Source organism: Sphaerisporangium sp. TRM90804 (genome assembly GCF_029846175.1).
In the GTDB taxonomy this organism is placed as follows: domain Bacteria; phylum Actinomycetota; class Actinomycetes; order Streptosporangiales; family Streptosporangiaceae; genus Sphaerisporangium.
This window is the reverse complement of the sequence record NZ_JARWAC010000015.1, coordinates 372,381-392,866: the sequence shown is the minus strand read 5'-3', so window position 1 is coordinate 392,866 and position 20,486 is coordinate 372,381. Positions and strand designations below refer to the sequence as shown.

Sequence of the window (20,486 nt, the reverse complement as noted above, 5' to 3'; positions counted from 1 at the left end):
ATGGAACCACCCCGCTACTGCGCGGCCTGCCGTCGCCGCCTGGTGGTGCAGGTGACCCCGCGTGGTTGGTCGGCCCGGTGCGCCGAACACGGGGTGACGGTCTACTGACCCCGGAAAGTCTGTGACCACAGGGTTTTGTGATGACGGCGTGACCTCGCCGCGACACTGATCCGCTTGGTTGGAGAACCGCGGGGTGGCTTCGGGTTAGAAGTGATTGGGGTTAGCGGGGGAGAAATGGTGGCCCAAGGGACCACGCTGGCGGGGCGTTACCGTCTGGACGTCCGGCTCGGCGCCGGAGGCATGGGCGAGGTGTGGCGCGGTGAGGACACCGTGCTCGCCCGCACCGTCGCCGTCAAGGTGCTGTTACCAGGCCGGATGGACGACCCCGGCTTCGCCGCCCGCTTCCAGGGGGAAGCGCGGGCGATGGCGACGATCAACCACCCGGGTGTGGTGGACGTCTACGACTACGGGGTGAGCGACGTGCCCGGCGACGGGCCCACCGCCTACCTGGTGATGCGGTTCGTCGACGGCGAGCCGCTCGACCGGCTGCTCACCCGGCTCGGCCGCATCGCGCCCGAGCCGGCCATGGAGCTCATCGCCCAGGCCGCCGCGGCGCTGCAGGCGGTGCACGACAAAGGCATCGTGCACCGCGACGTCAAGCCCGGCAACCTGCTGGTCCGCCCCGACGGCACGCTGGTGCTCACCGACTTCGGCATCGCCCGGGCCGACATGGGCCACCGGCTCACCGACGCCGGCATGGTGCTCGGAACGGCCGCCTACTGCGCGCCGGAGCAGGCCGAGGGCCAGCCGGTCACCCCGGCCGTCGACATCTACGCCCTCGGCGTGGTGGCCTACGAGTGCCTGGCCGGGTACCGCCCGTTCGACGGCGACACCCCGGTCACCATCGCGCTGAAGCACATCCGCGAGGAGCCGCCGCCGCTGCCGCCCGACGTGCCGCCCAGCGTGCGTCACCTCGTCGAGCGAGCCCTCGTCAAGGACCCGGCGCGCCGCTGGCACAGCGCCGCCGAGATGAGCATGGCCTCCCGCCAGACCATGCGCGACGACACCGGGCCCTCCTCGGCGGTGTTCGGCGTGGCCGGGCTGACCGGCATGGTCTCCTCCGAGCAGACCACGTCCGCCGGAGCCCACCCCGGGCACGGTCCCGCCGGCGTGCCCGAGACCGGCGCCCACGCGGCCCGGCCCGCCTGGCACGAGGGCGATCCTGGCGCCACCGCGGCGACGCCGCAGCCCTACATCATGGGCGCGTCCGGCTCCCTCGGCCCGGCCGCGCACGCGCCCCCCATGACACCGTCCCGGGGCTTCTCGACCTCCCAGGGGCCCGCCGCCGACCCCACCGCCGCCTCCGGGCCGCGTGGCGCGCGCGGCGGGCGCAGGGGCGTCAGGTCCAAGCGCCGCGGGCCGGGGCTGCTGGTCGGCGTCATCGCCGCCGGAGCCCTGCTCGGCGGCGGCGGGGCGCTGGCGTTCAACCAGTTGGCCAACACCGGCGCCCAGGCGGCCGGCGTCGTCGTGACACCGTCGGCCACCCCCGGCGAGAGCGAGCCGCCGCCCAAGCGCGGCACGCAGCGCAGCCCCCGCCCCACCCCGGTGCAGCGCCCCGAGACCGAGCCCGTCAGGCGCACCGAGGAGGCCTCGCCCTCCCCGAGCCCCACCGGCGCCAAGCCGTCCCCGACGCCGACCCGGAGCCCCTCCCCCTCACCGTCCCCCACCCCCAGCAAGTCGCCCACCGCCAAGAGGGTGGTGCCGGCGGTCATCAACATGAGTGAAGATCAGGCGAGGGCCAAGCTCAAGCAGGCGGGCTTCAAGGCCAAGGTCGACCTCAGCGGCGAGCCGAGCGGCGAGGGCTGCACCCGCGTGCTCGACCAGTCGCCCACGCCGGGCACGTCCCTGGGAATCGGCCAGGCCGTGACGATCGTCGTCCAGCAGGGCATCCCCTGCGACGAGCCCGGCGACGGCGAGACGCCGACGCCGTCCCCGACGCTTCCCTGACGGGCATGCCGGGTCGCCGGCACCGGGGCGCGCGCGCCGGGGTGCCGGTGGCCGGGCGTCAGATGCCGGAGGTGGCCCGCGGGTAGGCGACCTGCGGGTCGGTGGCGATGTTGACCATGTAGGGCACGCCGGAGTCGAACGCGCGGCGCAGCGCGGGCCCGATCTCGGCGGGGGAGGTCACCAGCTCCCCCGCGCCGCCGAGGGCGGCGACCACCTGGTCGTACCGGCACTGCGGCTGCAGCTCGGCGGCGACGTCGTAGCCGTAGAGCATCTGCATGGGGTGCTTCTCCAGGCCCCACATGCCGTTGTTGCCGCAGACCATCACGACCGGCAGCTTGTGGCGCACCAGCGTGTCGACGTCCATGAGCGACAGCCCCGCGGCGCCGTCGCCGAGCAGCAGGACCACCTGCGACGACGGGCGGGCGATGCGCGCGGCGATGGCGTAGCCCAGGCCGGTGCCCAGGCAGCCGTAGGGCCCGGGGTCGAGCCAGCAGCCCGGGCGGCGCGGCTCGACGTACTTGCCGGCGTACGACACGAAGTCGCCGCCGTCGCCGATGACCACGGCGTCGTCGGCCAGGACGCGGTTGAGCTCGCCGTAGATGCGCATGGGGTGGATGGGGTCGGCGTCGGACTCCAGCAGCTCGGCGTCGCCGGCCTTGGAGGCGGCGCAGGCGTCGTTGAGCGTGGTCAGCCAGTCTTGGTACGCCTTGGGCGACACGCCCGCCTCGGTGCAGGCCATGCTGAGGCCCCAGAACAGCACCGACAGGTCTCCGGCGGTCGACCCGGCGGTCTCGACGTGCGTGGCGAGCTGCGAGGGCGCGTCGCCCAGGTGCACGACCTTGGTGGGCGGCGAGCCGTCCCTGCCGCTGAAGACGCCGTAGGCGAGCCGGAAGTCGAGCGGGGTGCCGGCCACGATGACGAGGTCGGCCTGGGAGAACGCCATGCCGCGGGCGCGCGTGACGAGCAGCTCGTGTCCGGCGGGCAGGACGCCGCGCCCCTGGCCGTTGGCGATCACCGGGATGCGGAAGGCCTCGGCGAAGTCGCGCGCCGGGAGCTCGGCGCGGTCCATCCACACGTCGGAGCCGACCACGAGCACCGGGCGCTCGGCCTCGGCGATCAACCGCGCGATGGCGGCCAGCGCCTCGCCGTCGGGCTCCAGCGGGGACGGCGTGAGCGTCTCCGCCTCGTGCGGCGGAGAGGGCGCGAACAGGTGGTCCATGTAGAAGTCGAGGAACACCGGGCCGCGGTGCGGGGCGATGGCCGTGCGGAAGGCCATCTCGACGTCCTGGCCGATCGAGTCGGCCCCGCCGGCCGTGAAGGCCAGCTTGGTGATCGTCTCGAACATCGGCGGGTGGTCCATCTCCTGGAGCGCCCCGGAGCCCCACCGCGACTGCGGGGCCCGGCCGCCCATGATCACGACGGGGGAGCCGTTGAAGTGGGCGGTCGCCACACCGCTCACGCCGTTGGTGATCCCGGGGCCGGCGGTGAGCACCGCGAGGCCCGGCCGGCGCGTGAGCCGCGCCGTGGCCTCCGCGGCGAACACCGCGCTCTGCTCGTGCCGTACGTCGACGATGCGCATGCCCTGGTGGACGGCGCCGTCGTACAGCGGGAAGACATGGCCGCCCGAGAGGGTGAACATGACCTCGGCGCCATAGGCTTGTGAGACGGCGACCGCGATGTCGCCGGCGTGCTTTGCGGAGTCCATGATGTGCACTTACCTTTTCTGTCCCCGGTCAATCCTCAAGCCGGCTTTTCGCCCTGCTCGAGCCCGACTCTAGGGTCAGAGGGTCGGTGACAGCGCCTTGATGGGCATCTTGAGGTCGGCCAGGAGTTCCAGGTCGCGTTCCGGCGCCCGGCCGAGGGTGGTCAGGTAGTTGCCGACGATGATGGCGTTCACGCCGCCGAGCATGCCCTCGCGGGTGCCGAGGTCGCCCAGCGTGAGCTCGCGCCCTCCGGCGTACCGCAGGATCGTGCGCGGCAGGGCCAGCCGGAACGTCGCCACCGTCTTCAGCGCCTCGCGCCCCTCGACCAGCGGCTGGGAGGCGAACGGCGTGCCGGGGCGCGGGTTGAGGAAGTTCAGCGGCACCTCGTCGGGGCCCAGCTCGCCGAGCTGCCCGGCGAACTCCGCGCGCTGCTCGATGGTCTCGCCCATGCCGATGATGCCGCCGCAGCACAGCTCCATGCCGGCCGCGCGCACCATCTCGCAGGTCTGCCAGCGCTCCTCCCAGGTGTGCGTGGTGACCACGCTGCCGAAATGGGAGCGCGCGGTCTCCAGGTTGTGGTTGTAGCGGTGCACGCCCATCTCGGCGAGTTCGTCGACCTGCTCCTGGGTGAGCATGCCGAGGGAGCAGGCGACGTTGATCTCGACGGCCTCGCGGATCGCCTTCACGCCCTCGCGCACCTGCTCCATGAGCCGGGCGTCGGGGCCGCGCACGGCGGCGACGATGCAGAACTCGGTGGCGCCGGTGGCGGCGGTCTCGACGGCGGCGCGCACCAGGGAGGGGATGTCCAGCCACACCGACCGGACCGGCGAGGTGAACTGGCCGGACTGCGAGCAGAAGTGACAGTCCTCCGGGCAGCCGCCGGTCTTCAGGGAGATGATGCCCTCCACCTCGACCTCCGGGCCGCACCACGCCATGCGCACCTCGTGCGCCAGCGCCAGCAGCTCGGGAAGGCGGTCGTCGGGCAGTTCCAGGCACCGCAGGGCCTGGGCGGAGGACAGGCCCCGGCCCTCCTCGAGAACCTGAACCCGGGCGATTTCCAGGATGTCCATACTCATCGGTTCTGCTGCTCCCTTGTCGGTTGCGTCACAGACTAAGGGCTGCCCTGAACCGGGAAGGGTCGAAACCGCCGCCGAGGGGGGACCCCAGGCCGGCGCGTGCCGCTTCGGCGAACTCCGCGCGCCCGAGAGCGCCCGCGCCCTCGGGCAGCACGCCGGCGAGCGGCCGGGCGGCCAGCATCTCCAGATCGGGGACGTTGCACCGCTCGGCGAGGCCGGGCTCGTGCGGCCAGGACCCGATGACCACCCCGGCCAGGTCGAGCCCGCGCCCGGCCAGCGCCTCCAGCGTCAGCGCCGTGTGGTTGAGCGTGCCCAGCCCGGCCCGGGCGACCACCAGCAGCGGGGCGCGCAGCGAGCGGGCCAGATCGGCGATCGTGGCCCCCTCCTCGTCGAAGCGCACGAGCAGCCCGCCCGCGCCCTCGACGAGCACCAGGCGGTGCGTCTCCGCCAGCTCCATGACACGGTCGGCGACGGCCGGCAGGGAGACCGGCGGGCGTCCTGACGCGCGGGCGGCGGCCGCGGGGGAGAGGGGGTCGGGGAAGCGCGCGAACTCGAACGTGGTGGTCACGCCGGAGAGCCTGACCACCTCGTCGAGATCGCCGGCCTCGCCCGCCGCCACGCCGGTCTGCGCGGGCTTGACGACGGCGACCGGCACCCCGCGCTCACGAGCCAGCGCGGCCAGGGCGGCGGTGACCACGGTCTTGCCCACGCCGGTGTCGGTGCCGGTGACCACCAGGACGCTCACCGGCACCACCCTAGGGGCTGTTCCTCGGCGGCCTGCGGAGGCGGGTGACGAACTTGTAACGGTCGCCGCGGTAGAGCGACTGGGCCCACTCCACCGGGTCGCCGGCGGCGTCGAAGGCGTGCCGGGTCAGCAGGAGCATCGGCAGGCCGACGTCCACGCCGAGGACCTGGGCGTCGTACGGGGTGGCCAGCACCGTCTCTATGATCTCCTCGGCGTCGGTCAGCTCGACGTTGTAGGCGTTACGCAGCGTCTCGTACAGCGAGGCGTTGACCTCCAGCTCGCGCCGGAGCCGCGAGAAGCGCCTGGCCGACAGGTGAGTGGTGTCGATCGACATGGGCTCGCCGTTGGCCAGTCGCAGCCGGTGGATGCGCAGCACGCGCCCGCCCGGGTTGATGGACAGGCGCCGGGCGAGGGTCTCGTCGGCGGTGACGTAGTTGATGTCGAGGATCTTGGTGTCGGGTTCGAGGCCGACCGACCGCAGATCCCCGGTGTAGGAGGTGAGCTGCAGCACCTGCGCGACCTTCGGCTGGGCGACGAACGTGCCCTTCCCCTGGATGCGCAGCAGCCTGCCCTCGACGACCAGCTCGGTGAGCGCCTGCCTGACGGTGGTCCTGGACGTCTCGAACCGCACGGCGAGCGTCCGCTCGGGCGGCAGCGCCGCGCCCGCGGGCAGGGACTTGGTGAGCTCCAGGAGGCTGCGTTTGACGTCGTAGTACTTGGGGATCCGGGGGGAGTCTTCCGTCACACGTTCACCTTCATCTCGGCCACGGCGGTGAGCGCGCCTCCGATCACCGCGAGATCATCCGAACTCAGGTTGGCCCGCGCGGTCAACCTCAGACAAGACCGGCCGTGCGGCACCGACGGAGGGCGGAAGCACCCCGCGCGCACGCCGTGCCCGGCGAACGCCGCGGCCGCCGACAGGGCGGCGTCCGGCGGGCCGAGCACGACGGCCACGACGGCCGCCGCCGGGCCGGTGGCCGCGAGGCCGCGTTCGACGGCCGCGCGGGCCAGGGCCGACGCGTTGTCACGAGCCTGTCCTGCCAGCTCAGGATGGTCGCCCACGATACCAAGAGCCGCGAGGGCCGCGGCGGCGGCCGCCGGCGCCAGGCCGGTGTCGAAGATGAACGCCCGCCCGGTGTCCACCAGCGTGTCCACCACCTCGGGCGCGCCCAGGACGGCGCCGCCCTGCGAGCCGAGGGATTTGGACAGCGTGACCGTCGTCACCACGTCGGGCGCGCCGGCCAGCCCGGCCTGGTGCACCGCGCCCCGCCCGCCCCGGCCCACCACGCCCAGCGAGTGCGCCTCGTCGACGACCAGCAGCGCCCCGTGCCGGGCGGTCGCGTCGTGCAGGGCGGCCAGCGGGGCGAGGTCGCCGTCGACGGAGAAGACGGCGTCGGTCACCACCAGCGCGTGCCGCTCCGAGCGCCCGGCAAGGGCCTTCTCCACCGCCTCGACGTCCTTGTGCGGGGTGACGACGACCCGTGCCCGCGACAGGCGGCAGGCGTCGATGATGGAGGCGTGGTTGCCCTCGTCGCTGACCACCAGCCCGCCCGCGCCCAGTGTGGCGACGGCGGCCAGGTTCGCCAGGTAGCCCGAGGAGAAGACCAGCGCCCGCGGCGCGCCCAGGAACGCCGCCAGGCACTCCTCCAGCTCCGCGTGCAGGGTGGTGGAGCCGGTGACCAGCCGCGACCCGGTGGAGCCGGTGCCCCACTCCTCGGCCGCCCCCACGGCGGCCGCGATGAGCCGCGGGTCGCGGGAGAGCCCGAGGTAGTCGTTGGAGGCCAGGTCGAGCAGGCCGTCGTGGTCGGGTGTGCGGGGGCGCAGCGATCGCCGGAGCCCGGCCGCCTGACGTTCGGCGGCGGCCGTGCGCAGCCGCGCCAGAGGATCGGTGTTCATGGCCTCACTCGGATCGGCCGCCACGCGGCGGCCGGGGGTCGGGTGCGGCCGCCCCGGCTGGCCGGGCGCTGCACGAGTGCGCGGGCACGACTGTGCTCCACCGGGGAATCTTCCCAGCATGAGGCCGCTCGATTCGCCTTCGGCCCGGGTTAGCACGCATGATGCACACGTGCCGACTCTCAGCGACCTGGTGGCCCGCCACACCACCTGTGATCCCGCCGATCTGGAGTGGATGCACTCCCTGGTCTCCGACTGGCAGCTCCTGGCCGACCTGTCCTTCGCCGACCTGATCCTCTGGGTGCCGCTTCGCGACGAGTCCGCCTGGGTGGCGGTCGCGCAGATGCGGCCCACGACGGGGCCCACCGTCTACCACGACGACGTCGTGGGCACCATCGTCACGGCGGGCGAGCGGCCGCTCATCGACACCGCGTGGCGCGAGCGCCGCATCTGCCGCGAGGGCGACCCCGACTGGTCGAGCGGGGTGCCGGTGCGCGAGGAGACCATCCCGGTGCGGCGCGACGACCACTTCGTGGCGGTCATCCAGCGCTCGACCAACCTGTCGTCGGCCCGCACGCCGTCGCGGCTGGAGCTGACCTACCTGCAGAGCGCGTCCGACCTGGCGCAGATGGTCGCCGAGGGCCGGTTCCCCTTCCCCGAGGAGGGCCCGGTGCTCGTCCGCTCGCCGAGGGTCGGCGACGGCCTGCTGCGCCTCGACCGCTCCGGCCGGGTGACCTACGCCTCGCCCAACGCCCTGTCGGCCTACCGCCGGCTGGGGCTCAACGCCGACCTGGTGGGCTCCGAACTGGGCAAGACGACGGCGGCGCTGTGCTACTCCGGCGAGCCCATCAACGAAGACCTGATGCTCGTGGCCAGCGGCCGCACGCCCAGGGAGACCGAGGTCGAGGCGGGGGCCAACGTCGTTCAGCTGCGTGCGATCCCGCTCATCGTCGGCGGCGGCAGGATCGGCGCGCTCGTGCTCATCAGGGACGTCACCGAGCTGCGCCGCCGCGAGCGCGAGCTGCTGACCAAGGACGCCACCATCCGCGAGATCCACCACCGGGTGAAGAACAATCTGCAGACCGTCGCGGCGCTGCTCAGGCTCCAGGCGCGGCGGCTGCAGGTGCCCGAGGCCCGCGAGGCGCTGGAGGAGGCCGTGCGCCGGGTGGGCTCGATCGCGATCGTGCACGAGACGCTGTCGCACACGCCGGAGGAGATCGTCGACTTCGACGACATCGCCGACCGCGTCATCGCCATGACCCGCGAGGTGTCGGCGGCGAGCGTGGCGCCGCGCCGGGTGGGGAGTTTCGGGATGCTGCCCGCGATGATCGCCACCCCGGTGGCGATGGTCCTCACCGAGCTGTTGCAGAACGCCGTGCAGCACGGCTTCGCGTACGGCAGCGGCACCATAAAGATCATCGTGTCGCGCACGGAGGAGCGCCTGGACGTCACCGTGGCCGACGACGGCGTGGGGCTGCCCGAGGGCTTCGACGTCGACGCGGCCACCAGCCTCGGCCTGCAGATCGTCCGCACGCTGGTCGTGGGGGAGCTGTCGGGGCGCCTGTCCGTCAGCCCGCGTCAGGGCGGCGGCACGGAGGTGTCGCTGACCATCCCGGTACTGCCCGCGTGACGACGCGCCGGCGCGAGCGCGCACGGCGGGGCGACGGGGGCGAGTTACCTGGTTGTGCGGCGGGTTTCAGACGCTGGCGCGGGCACGGGCGCGAGCGGTGCGGCGCTTGAGGGCGCGGCGCTCGTCCTCGTTGAGCCCGCCCCAGACGCCGGCGTCCTGGCCCGACTCGATGGCCCACTTCAGGCACGGCTCGACCACCGGGCACGAGCGGCAGACCTGCTTGGCCTCTTCGATCTGCATGACAGCGGGGCCGGTGTTGCCGATCGGGAAGAACAGCTCGGGGTCCACGTCACGGCAGGCAGCGCGGTGGCGCCAGTCCATGCGTTCCACTCCTTCGTAGGTGGAGCTCGCGGCTCCGTCCGGGTGACGGATGTTTGTGAACACTTTCACTAAGCAGGGCGAAAAATTTGCCCGGACCACGGTGGGGGTCCAGGAAAGAGTTCCGCGTGAGCGCCGCTGACCTTTGAGAAGGAGTTGTTCCCAAACGTCCTACGTTCCGACGTCGTGTTGAGCTTTTCAGGCAACCCCAGGTCACGCAAGGGGTTTCGGAGAACGTTTTGCCGGTTATGGATGTCGGATGCATCACACTATGACCAGATGTGATGGATTAGACCAGAACTTGTAACGCGGCAGGAACGGAGCGGAAGGTCACCCGCTCGCACTCGCCCAGATAGTCGCCGTCGAGCTGGAACGCGACCGGCCGGTGCGCGGCGAGCGTGAACTCGTCCTCGTCGTGCAGATGCAGCAGATGCCCGGCCCTGGGGGCCCGGTCGCCCTCCCGGGTGATCTGCCAGACGACGTTGGCCATGGCCGCCGGACCCAGCCGGCGCAGGCCCAGCAGGTCGAGCCCTCTGTCGAACGCCGCGCGCGGGGTCGGGGTGACCGCGCGGGCGCCGATGTAGGACCAGGGCGTGGCGTTGGAGACGATCGCCATGAACACGCCCTCGACGGGCGCGCGCCCGGGCCGTTCCAGCCGCATCGCCGGGTGGCGCCGGTCGGTCATGAAGTAGTGCCGCAGGGCGGTGTAGACGTAGCGGGTGGGGGACGCCTTGTACCCCGCGCTGCGCAGCCCCTCGACCGCGCGGATCACCTCGGCGTCGTAGCCGAGCCCCGCGCAGAACGTGAAGTAGCGGCTGGAGCCCGGCGGGCCGGCGGCGCCGCCCTCGTCCCAGATCGCCTGGCCGAGGCTGATGGTGCGGCGCCTGCCCGCGCGGATCGCCTCCAGCACCGCGCCGGTCGCCTCCACCGGGTCGTTCGGCAGGCCGAGCGAGCGGGCGAACACGTTGGCGCTGCCGCCGGGGATCACCATGAGCGCGGGCCGGGGGCCGTCGAAGGCGAGCATGCCGTTGACGGCCTCGTTGATGGTGCCGTCGCCGCCGAGGATCGCGACGACGTCGAACCCCTTCTCGATCGCGGCGCCGACCAGCTCGCGCGCGTGCCCGCGGTAGCCGGTCTCCTCCACCGACAGCTCGACGCTCGCCCCCAGCGCGCGCACCAGCACGTCGCGCGTGCGCCGGTTCGTCGACGTCGCCTTGGGGTTGGTCAGGAGGAGTGCGCGCATGCCGCCAGCGTATCCACCGGCCGGTGGGCCGCCGCACCGGTCGAGTAGGGTGGCCGACTATGGTGAGCCGTCCGACGACGCTGGTCGTCGCCGCAGCGGTCCTGGCGATCGAGGGCGCCGCGGGCGTCGTGCTCGGCGGTTACGTCGGGGTCGAGACCGTCGCCGGCTCCCCGGCCGACGTCGGCGGCTCGGCCGCCGTCGCCGCGATCGGCGTCCTCATCGGCGCGGCGCTGCTGTGGGTCGCCTGGGGCCTGCTGCACGCGGCCCGGTGGAGCAGGGCGCCCGGCGTGGTCACGCAGATCTTCTCGCTGCCGGTGGCCGTCTCGCTGCTCCAGTCGCGGCAGTACGCCATGGGAGCCCTGCTGATGGTCCTCGCGCTGGCGGGGCTGGCGACGCTGCTCGCGCCGCCCACCACCCGCGCCCTGATCGAGAAGTGACGCGCGTCAGTCTTCGGCGGTCAGGCCCTCACGCAGCTGGGCCAGGGTGCGCGCGAGCAGCCGCGAGACGTGCATCTGCGAGATGCCCAGCTCGGTGGCGATCTGCGACTGGGTCATGTTGCCGAAGAACCGCAGCAGCAGGATGCGCTTCTCGCGCGGCGGCAGCCGTTCGAGCAGGGGCTTGAGCGACTCGCGGTACTCGACGCCCTCCAGGGACTCGTCGACGATGCCGAGGGAGTCGCTGACGGCGGGCGCGTCGTCGTCGCCGGAGTCGGGCGCGTCCAGGGAGACCGTGGAGTAGGCGTTGGCGGACTCCAGGCCCTCCAGCACCTCCTCCTCGCTCATCTGCAGGTGGGCGGCGAGCTCGGCCACGGTGGGCGCCCGGCCCTGCCGCTGCGACAGCTCGCTGATGGCCTTGGTGAGCGAGAGCTTCAGCTCCTGCAGGCGGCGCGGCACGCGCACCGCCCAGCCCTTGTCGCGGAAGTGCCGCTTGATCTCACCGACGATGGTCGGGGTGGCGTACGTCGAGAACTCCACGCCGCGGGCGAGGTCGAACCGGTCGATCGACTTGATGAGCCCGATCGTGGCGACCTGCGTGAGGTCGTCCAGCCACTCGCCGCGGTTGCGGAACCGCCGGGCGAGGTACTCGACGAGCGGCAGGTGAAGCTCGACCAGCTCGTCGCGGATGCGCTGGCGGCGCGGGTCGTCCGCGGGCAGCTCCGCCAGTTCGCCGAACAGCCCACGGGCCCGGACCCTGTCGGGAACGGTGCTGTCACTGCCCGCCACGGCACGCGTCCTCTCGGTCACAACGGCCTCGCTACGCCTCGGCGCTTGTGCAGGACGATGGCCATGCGATCGGGGGTGTCGGTCTCGGCGTCGACGTCGTCGGCCAGGGCGGTGAGCACCATCCACGCGAAGTCGTCGCGCTTGGGCTCGGCCCGGCCCACCGTGCGCACCTCGACCCTGACGATCATCTCCTCGCCGGTCAGCTCGAACTCGGCCACCAGGTCGGTGCCGGGCACGGCGTGGCCGAGCAACATGGCACAGGCCTCGTCGACCGCGATACGGAGATCCTCGATCTCGTCCAGGGTGAAGTCGAGCCGTGCCGCCAGCCCGGCGGTGGCCGTCCGGAGCACCGACAGGTAGGCACTGGCGGCGGGCAGCCGCACGCTCACGGCGTCACGGATCCCCGCGAGACCACCGGGGATGCCTTCTGCACGCGTCGCTGTCTCGTCGGTCACGTTCCTCCTCGCGCAGAGCTGCTGATAAGCAACTTACCGTCCCGTGGACCCCGGTGCGGGACTGGGACGCGCCGATAGTCGTGATCTTGCCCGATTGCGGCCGGTTTCCCTGACGCGCCGGTGACCCTGCCTTGACGTCCCGGTCGTGACAAGCCTCTGGCCTCGCGTGATCATGATGCCACGCGAGGCCAGAAAGGGGGCCCGGGACTCAGGCGGCCTTGGTCTCCCAGAAGATCTTCGAGATCTCGTCGATCTTTCCGAGGAGCTCCTCGGCCTTGGCCACCTCGACGGTGCCCTTGCCGCCGGCGGCGCCGGCCAGCTTGGTGGCCTCCCAGAAGAGCTGGTGCAACTGGGGGTACTGCTCCAGGTGCGGAGGCTTGAAGTAGTCGGTCCACAGCACCCACAGGTGGTGCTTGACCAGCTCGGCCCGCTCCTCCTTGATGTTCAGGGCGCGTGCGCGGAACACGGGGTCGTCGTTGTCGGCGTACTTCGTCATGATCGCCTTGACGGACTCCGCTTCGATGCGGGCCTGGGCGGGGTCGTAGATTCCACAAGGCAGATCGCAGTGCGCGGAGGCGACGTGGCCCGGCCGCAGCAGTCGTGCGAGCATCGGTTTCCTTCCGTACGTGGTGAGGGACGGCACTGTCCTGTTCCCAACCTACTCGCCTTGATTCCCTGCGGAGGAAGGGGATGCGATCCATGAGAGTGCGCATCGAGGGCGACTCGATGCTGCCGGTCCTGCGCCCGGGCGACTGGCTCGTGGTGCGCCGCGGCGCCCGGGTGCGGCCCGGCGACCTGGTCGTGGCCAGGCTGCCGGACGACCCGGCACGGATGATCGTCAAGCGCGCCGCGTGGCGGGACGGCGACGGCTGGTGGCTGGAGAGCGAGAACCAGCGGGCGCCCGGGCGAAGGGACAGCTGGGACTTCGGCGCGGTGCCGGGGTCCGCGCTCGTCGGCCGCGTGCTTTTCCGGTACTGGCCGCTCGCGCCGCGCCGGGCGGCGTCTCAGCCGCGGTGGCCGCTCAGGTGGCGCCGGCGGGCGCGGTAGGCGGCGACGTTGGCCCGGCTGGCGCAGCGCTCGGAGCAGTAGCGGCGCGAGCGGTTGGAGGAGGTGTCGAGGTAGGCCCGGCGGCAGGGGGCGGCCTGGCAGGCGCCCAGCCGGTCGACGCCGAGCTCGGTCACCAGGGCGGTCAGCCCCATGACGGCGCCGGCGGCGTACTCGTCGGGCAGGTGACCGCCCTCGGTGAGGTGCAGGTGCCACCGCTGGCCGTCGTGGCGGGAGAGCTGGGGGCGCACCGGATGGCGGGCCAGCAGGGAGTTGAGCCGGTCGACGGCCTCCTGCTCGTCGCCGCGCGCGGCGGCCGCGAAGACGGCGGCCAGCTCGCGGCGCAGCTCGCGCAGGATCTCCAGGTCGGCGCGGGTGAGGCGGCCCGCCTGCCGGGCGCGCCCGGCCTGGGCGAGCAGGCGCTTGGCCCCCTCCGGCGTGTCGAGCGCGTCACCGCTGTTGACCAGCAGGACCGCCAGCTCGGCGTATGAGGTCAGGTCCACGTCAGCGTCCACGGCTGTAATGGATGGGTGGGCATGACGAGTATTACACGGCTCACCGTCGCAGGGGTGGGGCGACGGTCACCCCGGACGCCCGCCTGCCGATCCCAGGGGGTCTCTGGGGTGCTGGTTGGACTAACAAAGTGCGACCTTCGGGTATGAGCGCGACAAGGGGGAGATTGGACGATATGTCGGGACCCCGGGCATTCGAAGCCGGTGTCCGTCCGCTGATTCGCCGTTTCGCCGGCATCGGCAGGCGTCTCGACATGTGGCACAATCGAGCAACGGGTGACCCCCGTACCCCCTCAAGAGACGACCGTCAACGACGACGGCCGCCGGGCGGCTACAGAAGCCTGGGCCTCGTTCGCCTGCGGCGTCTACCGAAGGAATCCGTCCTTACGACACAGGGGTCGCTGTGGCAGTCACGCCAGTCTCCGTCTCTCTCGAATCCCTCGATCTCGATCCCGCGTTCGCCATGCATCGCGGTGGCAAGCTCGAGGTCCGCTCCACCATCCCGGTCCGCGACGCCGACGATCTGTCCCTCGCCTACACCCCGGGCGTGGCCCGGGTCTGCAGCGCGATCGCCGAGCAGCCCGAGCTGGCCAAGGAGTACACCTGGGTCTCCAACCTCGTCGCCGTGGTGAGCGACGGCACCGCCGTCCTCGGTCTCGGCGACATCGGCCCCGCGGCGGCGATGCCCGTCATGGAGGGCAAGGCGCTGCTGTTCAAGGAGTTCGCCGGCGTCGACGCGGTGCCCATCTGCCTCGACTGCACCGACGTGGACGCCCTGGTCGAGACCGTGGTGCGGCTCGCCCCCTCCTTCGGCGGCATCAACCTCGAAGACATCAGCGCCCCCCGCTGCTTCGAGGTCGAGGACCGCCTGCGGGAGCTGCTGGACATCCCGGTCTTCCACGACGACCAGCACGGAACCGCCATCGTCGTGCTGGCCGCGCTGCGCAGCGCCGCGCGGCTGACCGGGCGCGCCTTCGGCGAGCTCCGCGCGGTCGTCGCCGGCGCGGGCGCCTCGGGTGTGGCCGTGACCAGGATCCTGCTGAACGCCGGCATCGGCGACATCGCGGTCTCCGACTCCAAGGGCATGATCTACCAGGGCCGTGAGGGCCTGAACTCCTCCAAGCGGGCCCTGGCCGCCGACACCAACCGCGGGGGCTACACCGGCTCCACCGAGGAGGCGCTGGCCGGCGCCGACGTGTTCATCGGCCTGTCGGGCTCCACGTTGCCGGAGTCCGCCGTGGCCTCCATGGCGGACGACGCCATCGTCTTCGCGCTGTCCAACCCGACCCCGGAGATCCACCCGGACGCCGCCCGCAGGCACGCGCGGGTCGTGGCCACCGGCCGGTCCGACTTCCCCAACCAGATCAACAACGTGCTGGCGTTCCCCGGCGTCTTCCGGGGCGCGCTCAACGTCCGCGCCTCCACCATCACCGAGAACATGAAGGTCGCCGCGGCCGACGCCCTCGCGGCGGTCGTCGGCGACGACGTGTCCGCCGACTACGTGATCCCGAGCCCGTTCGACCCCCGGGTCGCGCCCGCGGTGATCGCGGCGGTCGCGGCCCAGGCCCACGTGGACGGTGTGGCCCGCCTGTGAACGCTTGAGGCCGCCGCTTCGCGCGACGATCCCGCCCGCCCCCGTGGCCGGGCCGGGCCCCGTCCACCGGGAGCGGCCCTCGAGCCGCCTGAATGTCTACGGCGGCGTTGCCGCGACGCCGCCGTAGGCTCCACCCTCTTCTCCGCTTCCTCCGCGCGCCCCGCTTCTCTCCCGGCGCCTTCGTCTCCGCGCTCCGCGCCCCCTTCCCCTCGGGCGCCGCCTTTCCTTTGGGCGTCCCCTTTCCGTTGGGCGTCCCCTTCCCCGCCCCGCGCTCGCCGGGCCCGTCGTGTCTCCGTCCGCGGGCCGCGGCCGTCGTGCCCCCCTTTGCGGGCCGCTCCGTCCCGCGCCTCGGTCGCTCGGTCAAGTTTACGGAATGTCCGCCCCATGTCACGGATCGTGCTATAACAGGAACCCTCCGTTACTGTCGGGCGAGGGTGCGCACGTGACTTCACATACGTGCGTAAGGGCATGCGGCGGTCGGAGCGCCTTCGACCGGACGCACCCGTCCTTTGGGGAACGACCATGCGACGCGAACCGAACCACCTTCTGCGGCAGCTCATCGCCGAGGCGGCCTTCTCCCACAAGGGGCTGGCCCGCAGGCTCAACGAGCTGGGAGCCGCGCGTGGCCTCCCCGGGCCGCTGCGGTACGACCACAGCTCGGTCCTGCGCTGGGTGGCGGGCCAGCGACCGCGCGAGCCGGTGCCCGTGCTGCTCGCGGAGCTCTTCGCGCTGAGGCTCGGCCGCCCGGTCACCTCGGCCGACCTCGGCATGGCGGGGGGAGCCACGCCCCTCGACCTCGGACAGCACTTCGACCACGCGTGGCAGGAGGGTGTCGAGACCGTGACAGCACTTTGGAGGGCGGACATGGAGAGGCGCAGGTTCCTGCTCGACTCCGCCTTCGCCGTCGGCGCGGGCTCGGCCGGTGCCCTGAGCTGGCTGACCTCCCCGGGCGAGGGCGCGCCCGAGGCCACCGGCACCCGCAGGGTCGGCGCGCCCGACATCGCGGCCATCCACGAGGTCGCCCGCTCGTTCGGCGAGCTGGACAACCGCTTCGGCGGCGGCCGGGTGCGCGCGGCCGTCGTCCGCTACCTCGACTCGGCGGTGGCGCCGCTTCTCAAGGACGGCGCCTATGGCGAGGCCACCGGCAGGGCGCTGGCCTCCGCCGCCGCCGAGGTCACCCGGCTGGCGGGCTGGATGGCCTACGACCTGGAGAAGCACGGCCTGGCGCAGCGCCACCTCATCCAGGCGCTGAGCCTGGCGCGCGGCGCGGGCGACCACGGGCTGGGCGGCGAGATCCTCGCCGGCATGGCGCACCAGGCCATCTACATAGGGCAGCCCCGGCACGCGCTCGACCTGGCTCGGGCGGCGCAGGCGTCGGCCCGCCGCGCCGACGTGCCGTCGCTGCTGGCCGAGGCGTGCGTGCTGGAGGCCCACGCCCACGCCGCGCTCGTAGACGGCGCGGCCTGCGCCCTGGCGCTGCACCGGGCCGACCTCGCCTTCGACCGGCGGCGGCCGGGGGAGGAGCCCGAGTGGATCCGCTACTTCGACGAGGCGTATCTCGCGGCGAAGTACGCGCACTGCTTCCGCGACCTCGGCGACGGGCCCCAGGCGGTGCGGTACGCCCGCAGGTCGCTCGACATGGACGGACGCTACGTGCGTGGGCGCATGTTCAACCTGTCGCTGCTGGCCTCGGCGCACGCCCTGTGCGGGGAGGTCGACGAGGCCTGCCAGGCGGGCGCCTCGGCGCTGGATCTGGCGGCCGGCCTGCAGTCGGTGCGCACCCGGTCGTACGTCGCCGACCTGCGCAGGAGGCTGGAGCCGCTCGGCGGCGAGCCGGCCGTCGCCGCGCTGGTGCGGCGCACCAGGGAGCTGGCCCCGGCCGCGTAGGCCTTCCTGGCGGTCTGGCCCCGGCGGGGCGCGGGAACGCCGAAGGGCCCGGCCGGAGCCGGGCCCTCCTGGGTCGATCAGCGCCGGGGACGTCCGGCGCTCGGGGGCACTACTTGGCGAGCTTGCCGGTCCAGAGGTTGGCGGCCTTCTTGTAGATGCCGTAGGTCTCGCTGTCGAAGTACGGCGAGGTGGCGAAGTCGTAGCGGCTGTCGCCGTTGGAGTCGCCCACCAGGCTGGTCACGCCGTTGATGTAGCCCAGGCGCTTGGTGCTGCTGTACTGGGTGATCCAGGGGCCGCCGGAGGCGCCCGCGGTCATCGAGCACTTGATGCCGATCTGCGCCTCGGCCTTGAACGCGGAGGCGGGGCCCACGGCGGAGGTCTTGCCGTAGCAGTACTTCGGCGTCTGTCCGGTGAACGGCTTGTCGCCGTCGGGGTGCGGGCCCGCGGGGTAGCCGAAGGCGTAGACCGTGCGGCCGATGGGGGCGTTCCAGGTGAAGCCCTGGCCGCCGACGTTGTCGCCCAGGCGACCGGCGTCCTCCCAGACCGGCTTGTTCCAGCTGTCGGCGGTCACGCCGTTGTAGACGCTGACGAACGCGTAGTCGCTGTCGAAGTCCTCGTAGACGGCGAAGTCGTAGCTGGTGTACGCGGACTGGCCGACGTAGATCCCCCAGGGAGCCTTGGCCTGGTAGTAGCCCGGGATGAACACCCACTCGTCGAGCGTGTCGCGGTTGGAGTCGGTGTCGTAGACGCAGTGCGCGGCGGTGGCGACCAGGTTGCGGTACTTGGCCTGCACCGACGACGCGGAGCACCAGTAGTCCTTGCCGTCCAGGCGGAAGAACACCTTGCCGATGGTCCTCGGCAGGTTGACGTTCTTCACCTTGGTCGGGGTGACCTTCTCCATGCCGATCGGCGGGATGGTCCCCGACTTGCCGTCCGGCTCCGCCTCGCCACCGCCCAGCTTGATCTTGCTGGTGACGGCGCCGTCCTCGGTCAGCTTCGTGGCGGCCTTGAGGCGCTTGCCGTTGCCGGCGGTCCACGCCTTGACGGTCTTCAGCGCGGCGGCCTTGCTGGTGGCCAGCCCGTCCTTCGCCGGAGCGGCGGAGGAGGCGGCGCCGGCGGCCGTGGCCAGGGACGCGGCGATCATGCCGGTGGCGATGGCGACGCCGCCAAGGGGGAGCACGATGCGCTTGACTCGGGTGTTCAATGAGACTCCTTGTTATGCCGCAGGAGGTGACTCCTGCCCCACTGACCCCACGAAAGGGGCGGTTAAGAACCTATCGGGGCGGATCATAGGAATGGGCCTAAACCAACGGCCCCGATCACAGCCCGGCTGAACAGGCTTTTCTGACACGCCCCCGGGTGGGGAGGCGCGGGCGGCGAGCCACTGGTGGAAACGGTCCAACGACCCGTGCCCGCGGCCCGTGGCGAGCCCGGCTCGGCTCCCTGTGTGACGCGAATCACATGGGGGGAGCGGAGCCTCAAACAGCGCGGGACCCGGCACTTTCGTGCCGGGTCCCGCTGGTACCGCTATGCGGCGTCGTGCTCTAGCTGGCTAGACGATCAGGCCTTGGTGACGAGGTCGCCGTCGCCGGCCACGATCTTGCCGGACCAGAGGCTGGCGGCCGACTTGTAGATCGCGTAGGTCTCGCTGTCGAAGTACGGCGAGGTGCTGAAGTCGATCCGGCCATTGGCGTCAGCGTCACCGATGAGGCTGGAGACACCGTTGATGTAGCCGAGACGCTTGGTGCTGCTGTACTTGAGCAGCCACGGGCCACCGGAGGAGCCGGCGGTCATCGAGCACTTGAGGCCGATCTGGGCCTCGGCCTTGAACTTCGCGGCGGCCTTGGCGGCGAAGGTCTTGCCGTAGCACCACTTCGGCGTGAGGCCGGTGAACGGCTTGTCACCGTCGGGGTGCGGGGCCGCGGGGTAGCCGAACGCGAAGACCGGCTGGCCGACCTTCTGGTTCCAGGTGAAGCCCTGGCCACCGACGTTGTCGCCCAGGCGACCGGCGTCCTTGTACAGCTCGATCACGTAGGTGATCTTGTAGTACTTGGTGCTGCTGCCCGTCTTCACCTTGTACTGCACGAAGTAGTGCGTGATCGTGTACGCGGAGTCGACGATCTTCTTGTAGCCGGGACCGGCGTACTTGGTGTAGGTCTCCTCGTCGACGATCTCGGTGTTCGTCAGAGCGGGGGCCTTCTGGAAGTTGACGTTGGAGCCCGCAGCGGGAGCCTTGTCGAACTCTTCCTTCGTGACTTCCTTGGTGGCGATGTCGGCGTCGGCGGTCGTCCAGGGGACGATCGTCTCGCTGCCGGTGGTCTTGGTCCAGACCGGCGCCTTGGAACCGAACTCGTCGACGAGCTTGTCGTACTCGACCTTCGTGATCTCGGTGTCCTTGGCGTACTTGTAGCCCTGCCACTTGTCGTAGGCGTCCTTGGTGACGACCTTCTCGCCGGCGTAGGAGATGCCGTTGTAGACCGTGACGAAGGCGTAGTCGCTGTCGTAGTCCTCGTACACCGCGAAGTCGTAGTGGGTGTACGCGGTCTTGCCGACGTAGATGCCCCAGGGGGACTTGCCCTGGTAGTAGCCGGGGATGAACACCCAGTTGTCGAGGGCGCCTTCCTGGACGTTCTCGTCGAACACGCAGTGCGCGGCGGTGGCGACCAGGTTGCGGTACTTGGCCTGCACCGACGACGCGGAGCACCAGTACTCCTTGTCACCGACGGTGAAGAACACCTTGCCGATGGTCTTGGGCAGGTTGACGTTCTTGACCTTGGTCGGGGTGACCTTCTCAAGACCGGTGGGGGGAACGGTGCCGGTCTTGCCGTCGGGCTCAGCGTCGCCGCCGCCCAGCTTGACCTTGCCGGAGGTCTGCTGGTCGCCGGTGAACTGCGCGGCGGCCCTGAGGTTGGCGCCACGGTTGCTCTGCCAGAAGTCCGCGGTCTTCTGCGCGGTGCTCGCCGACGCGAGCGACACGGTCTTCTTGACGGGGGCGGTGGTCGCGTTGGCCGACGTGACCAGGGTGGCGCCGATCATGCTGGTGGCGGCGATGGCGCCACCGATGGGGAGGGCGAGACGCTTGACTCGGGTGTTCAAGAAAGCTCCTTGGGCTGGACGTGGAACGCATCTTGCGCCCCATGCGTCAGTAAAGGGATA

Annotated in this window: 19 protein-coding genes; 6 read left to right on the top strand and 13 right to left on the bottom strand. The window is 71.7% G+C overall.

Features of this window, described 5'->3' with window-relative positions; all coding sequences use genetic code 11:
• Positions 1 to 234: 234 nt before the first annotated feature.
• Complete coding sequence (locus PYR91_RS20360) at positions 235 to 2,007, top strand: serine/threonine-protein kinase (protein ID WP_279781723.1); 1,773 nt, start codon at positions 235 to 237, stop codon at positions 2,005 to 2,007.
• 58 nt (positions 2,008 to 2,065) lie between these two features.
• Here PYR91_RS20360 and PYR91_RS20355 read toward each other — a convergent pair whose 3' ends face one another.
• From PYR91_RS20355 to PYR91_RS20335, 5 genes are all read right to left on the bottom strand, one after another.
• On the bottom strand, positions 2,066 to 3,712 hold the full coding sequence (locus PYR91_RS20355) for an acetolactate synthase (protein WP_279781721.1): 1,647 nt from the start codon (positions 3,710 to 3,712) through the stop codon (positions 2,066 to 2,068).
• Positions 3,713 to 3,787: 75 nt separating this feature from the next.
• Entirely contained in the window at positions 3,788 to 4,786 is a 999-nt protein-coding gene (gene bioB / locus PYR91_RS20350) for a biotin synthase BioB (protein ID WP_279781720.1), read from the bottom strand.
• A 28-nt stretch (positions 4,787 to 4,814) separates the two neighbouring features.
• Entirely contained in the window at positions 4,815 to 5,531 is a 717-nt protein-coding gene (gene bioD / locus PYR91_RS20345) for a dethiobiotin synthase (protein WP_279781718.1), read from the bottom strand.
• A gap of 10 nt (positions 5,532 to 5,541) precedes the next feature.
• Positions 5,542 to 6,276 carry a GntR family transcriptional regulator gene (locus PYR91_RS20340; protein WP_279781716.1) on the bottom strand — a complete coding sequence of 245 codons (735 nt, stop codon included), beginning with the start codon at positions 6,274 to 6,276 and terminating at the stop codon, positions 5,542 to 5,544.
• Complete coding sequence (locus PYR91_RS20335; RefSeq protein WP_279781714.1) at positions 6,273 to 7,427, bottom strand: 8-amino-7-oxononanoate synthase; 1,155 nt, start codon at positions 7,425 to 7,427, stop codon at positions 6,273 to 6,275. The genes PYR91_RS20340 and PYR91_RS20335 overlap by 4 nt, the downstream gene beginning before the upstream one ends.
• Before the next feature lie 169 nt (positions 7,428 to 7,596).
• Between PYR91_RS20335 and PYR91_RS20330 the strand changes: the two genes are divergently transcribed.
• Positions 7,597 to 9,054 (top strand): PAS domain-containing sensor histidine kinase, encoded by a 1,458-nt coding sequence (locus tag PYR91_RS20330; protein WP_279781712.1) that lies wholly within the window; start codon positions 7,597 to 7,599, stop codon positions 9,052 to 9,054.
• A gap of 66 nt (positions 9,055 to 9,120) precedes the next feature.
• On the opposite strand, the gene PYR91_RS20325 is transcribed toward PYR91_RS20330, so the two are convergent.
• Both PYR91_RS20325 and PYR91_RS20320 read right to left on the bottom strand, forming a co-directional pair.
• The gene (locus tag PYR91_RS20325) at positions 9,121 to 9,375 is read right to left on the bottom strand and encodes a WhiB family transcriptional regulator (RefSeq protein ID WP_279781710.1); all 255 of its coding nucleotides are present in this window, start codon (positions 9,373 to 9,375) and stop codon (positions 9,121 to 9,123) included.
• A gap of 286 nt (positions 9,376 to 9,661) precedes the next feature.
• Entirely contained in the window at positions 9,662 to 10,615 is a 954-nt protein-coding gene (locus PYR91_RS20320) for a diacylglycerol kinase family protein (protein ID WP_279781709.1), read from the bottom strand.
• 59 nt (positions 10,616 to 10,674) lie between these two features.
• On the opposite strand from PYR91_RS20320, the gene PYR91_RS20315 reads away from it, so the two are divergent.
• The gene (locus PYR91_RS20315) at positions 10,675 to 11,052 is read left to right on the top strand and encodes a hypothetical protein (RefSeq protein WP_279781708.1); all 378 of its coding nucleotides are present in this window, start codon (positions 10,675 to 10,677) and stop codon (positions 11,050 to 11,052) included.
• 6 nt (positions 11,053 to 11,058) lie between these two features.
• Here PYR91_RS20315 and PYR91_RS20310 read toward each other — a convergent pair whose 3' ends face one another.
• The 3 genes from PYR91_RS20310 to sodN all read right to left on the bottom strand — a co-directional run bounded on the left by PYR91_RS20310 (position 11,059) and on the right by sodN (position 12,903).
• Positions 11,059 to 11,859 carry an RNA polymerase sigma factor SigF gene (locus PYR91_RS20310; RefSeq protein ID WP_114033944.1) on the bottom strand — a complete coding sequence of 267 codons (801 nt, stop codon included), beginning with the start codon at positions 11,857 to 11,859 and terminating at the stop codon, positions 11,059 to 11,061.
• Entirely contained in the window at positions 11,856 to 12,293 is a 438-nt protein-coding gene (locus PYR91_RS20305; protein ID WP_279781707.1) for an anti-sigma factor, read from the bottom strand. Before PYR91_RS20305 ends, PYR91_RS20310 begins: the two co-directional genes overlap by 4 nt.
• A 208-nt stretch (positions 12,294 to 12,501) precedes the next feature.
• Positions 12,502 to 12,903 carry a superoxide dismutase, Ni gene (gene sodN, locus PYR91_RS20300; RefSeq protein WP_279781706.1) on the bottom strand — a complete coding sequence of 134 codons (402 nt, stop codon included), beginning with the start codon at positions 12,901 to 12,903 and terminating at the stop codon, positions 12,502 to 12,504.
• A gap of 89 nt (positions 12,904 to 12,992) precedes the next feature.
• Here sodN and PYR91_RS20295 point away from each other — a divergent pair, with 89 nt between their 5' ends.
• Entirely contained in the window at positions 12,993 to 13,340 is a 348-nt protein-coding gene (locus tag PYR91_RS20295; RefSeq protein WP_279781704.1) for a S24 family peptidase, read from the top strand.
• On the opposite strand, the gene PYR91_RS20290 is transcribed toward PYR91_RS20295, so the two are convergent.
• Positions 13,298 to 13,852: a CGNR zinc finger domain-containing protein gene (locus PYR91_RS20290; protein ID WP_279781702.1), complete on the bottom strand. Its 555-nt coding sequence runs from the start codon at positions 13,850 to 13,852 to the stop codon at positions 13,298 to 13,300. The two genes, PYR91_RS20295 and PYR91_RS20290, sit on opposite strands and share 43 nt — an antisense overlap.
• A 460-nt stretch (positions 13,853 to 14,312) precedes the next feature.
• Here PYR91_RS20290 and PYR91_RS20285 point away from each other — a divergent pair, with 460 nt between their 5' ends.
• Entirely contained in the window at positions 14,313 to 15,443 is a 1,131-nt protein-coding gene (locus PYR91_RS20285) for an NADP-dependent malic enzyme (protein WP_279781789.1), read from the top strand.
• 522 nt (positions 15,444 to 15,965) lie between these two features.
• Complete coding sequence (locus tag PYR91_RS20280) at positions 15,966 to 17,330, top strand: hypothetical protein (RefSeq protein ID WP_279781700.1); 1,365 nt, start codon at positions 15,966 to 15,968, stop codon at positions 17,328 to 17,330.
• Between the two features lie 109 nt (positions 17,331 to 17,439).
• Here the strand turns inward: PYR91_RS20280 and PYR91_RS20275 are convergent, their stop codons facing one another.
• On the bottom strand, positions 17,440 to 18,534 hold the full coding sequence (locus tag PYR91_RS20275) for a trypsin-like peptidase domain-containing protein (protein ID WP_279781698.1): 1,095 nt from the start codon (positions 18,532 to 18,534) through the stop codon (positions 17,440 to 17,442).
• Between the two features lie 356 nt (positions 18,535 to 18,890).
• Complete coding sequence (locus PYR91_RS20270; protein ID WP_279781697.1) at positions 18,891 to 20,426, bottom strand: hypothetical protein; 1,536 nt, start codon at positions 20,424 to 20,426, stop codon at positions 18,891 to 18,893.
• Positions 20,427 to 20,486: the final 60 nt, after the last annotated feature.

Bases quoted from the DNA above. Each gene is read 5' to 3' on its own strand.
- bioB (WP_279781720.1), bottom strand. From the start codon at position 4,786: ATGAGTATGGACATCCTGGAAATCGCCCGGGTTCAGGTTCTCGAGGAG.
- PYR91_RS20320 (WP_279781709.1), bottom strand. From the start codon at position 10,615: ATGCGCGCACTCCTCCTGACCAACCCCAAGGCGACGTCGACGAACCGG.
- sodN (WP_279781706.1), bottom strand. From the start codon at position 12,903: ATGCTCGCACGACTGCTGCGGCCGGGCCACGTCGCCTCCGCGCACTGC.
- PYR91_RS20360 (WP_279781723.1), top strand. From the start codon at position 235: ATGGTGGCCCAAGGGACCACGCTGGCGGGGCGTTACCGTCTGGACGTC.
- PYR91_RS20315 (WP_279781708.1), top strand. From the start codon at position 10,675: ATGGTGAGCCGTCCGACGACGCTGGTCGTCGCCGCAGCGGTCCTGGCG.
- PYR91_RS20325 (WP_279781710.1), bottom strand. From the start codon at position 9,375: ATGGACTGGCGCCACCGCGCTGCCTGCCGTGACGTGGACCCCGAGCTG.
- PYR91_RS20295 (WP_279781704.1), top strand. From the start codon at position 12,993: ATGAGAGTGCGCATCGAGGGCGACTCGATGCTGCCGGTCCTGCGCCCG.
- PYR91_RS20280 (WP_279781700.1), top strand. From the start codon at position 15,966: ATGCGACGCGAACCGAACCACCTTCTGCGGCAGCTCATCGCCGAGGCG.
- PYR91_RS20355 (WP_279781721.1), bottom strand. From the start codon at position 3,712: ATGGACTCCGCAAAGCACGCCGGCGACATCGCGGTCGCCGTCTCACAA.
- PYR91_RS20285 (WP_279781789.1), top strand. From the start codon at position 14,313: ATGCATCGCGGTGGCAAGCTCGAGGTCCGCTCCACCATCCCGGTCCGC.
- PYR91_RS20335 (WP_279781714.1), bottom strand. From the start codon at position 7,427: ATGAACACCGATCCTCTGGCGCGGCTGCGCACGGCCGCCGCCGAACGT.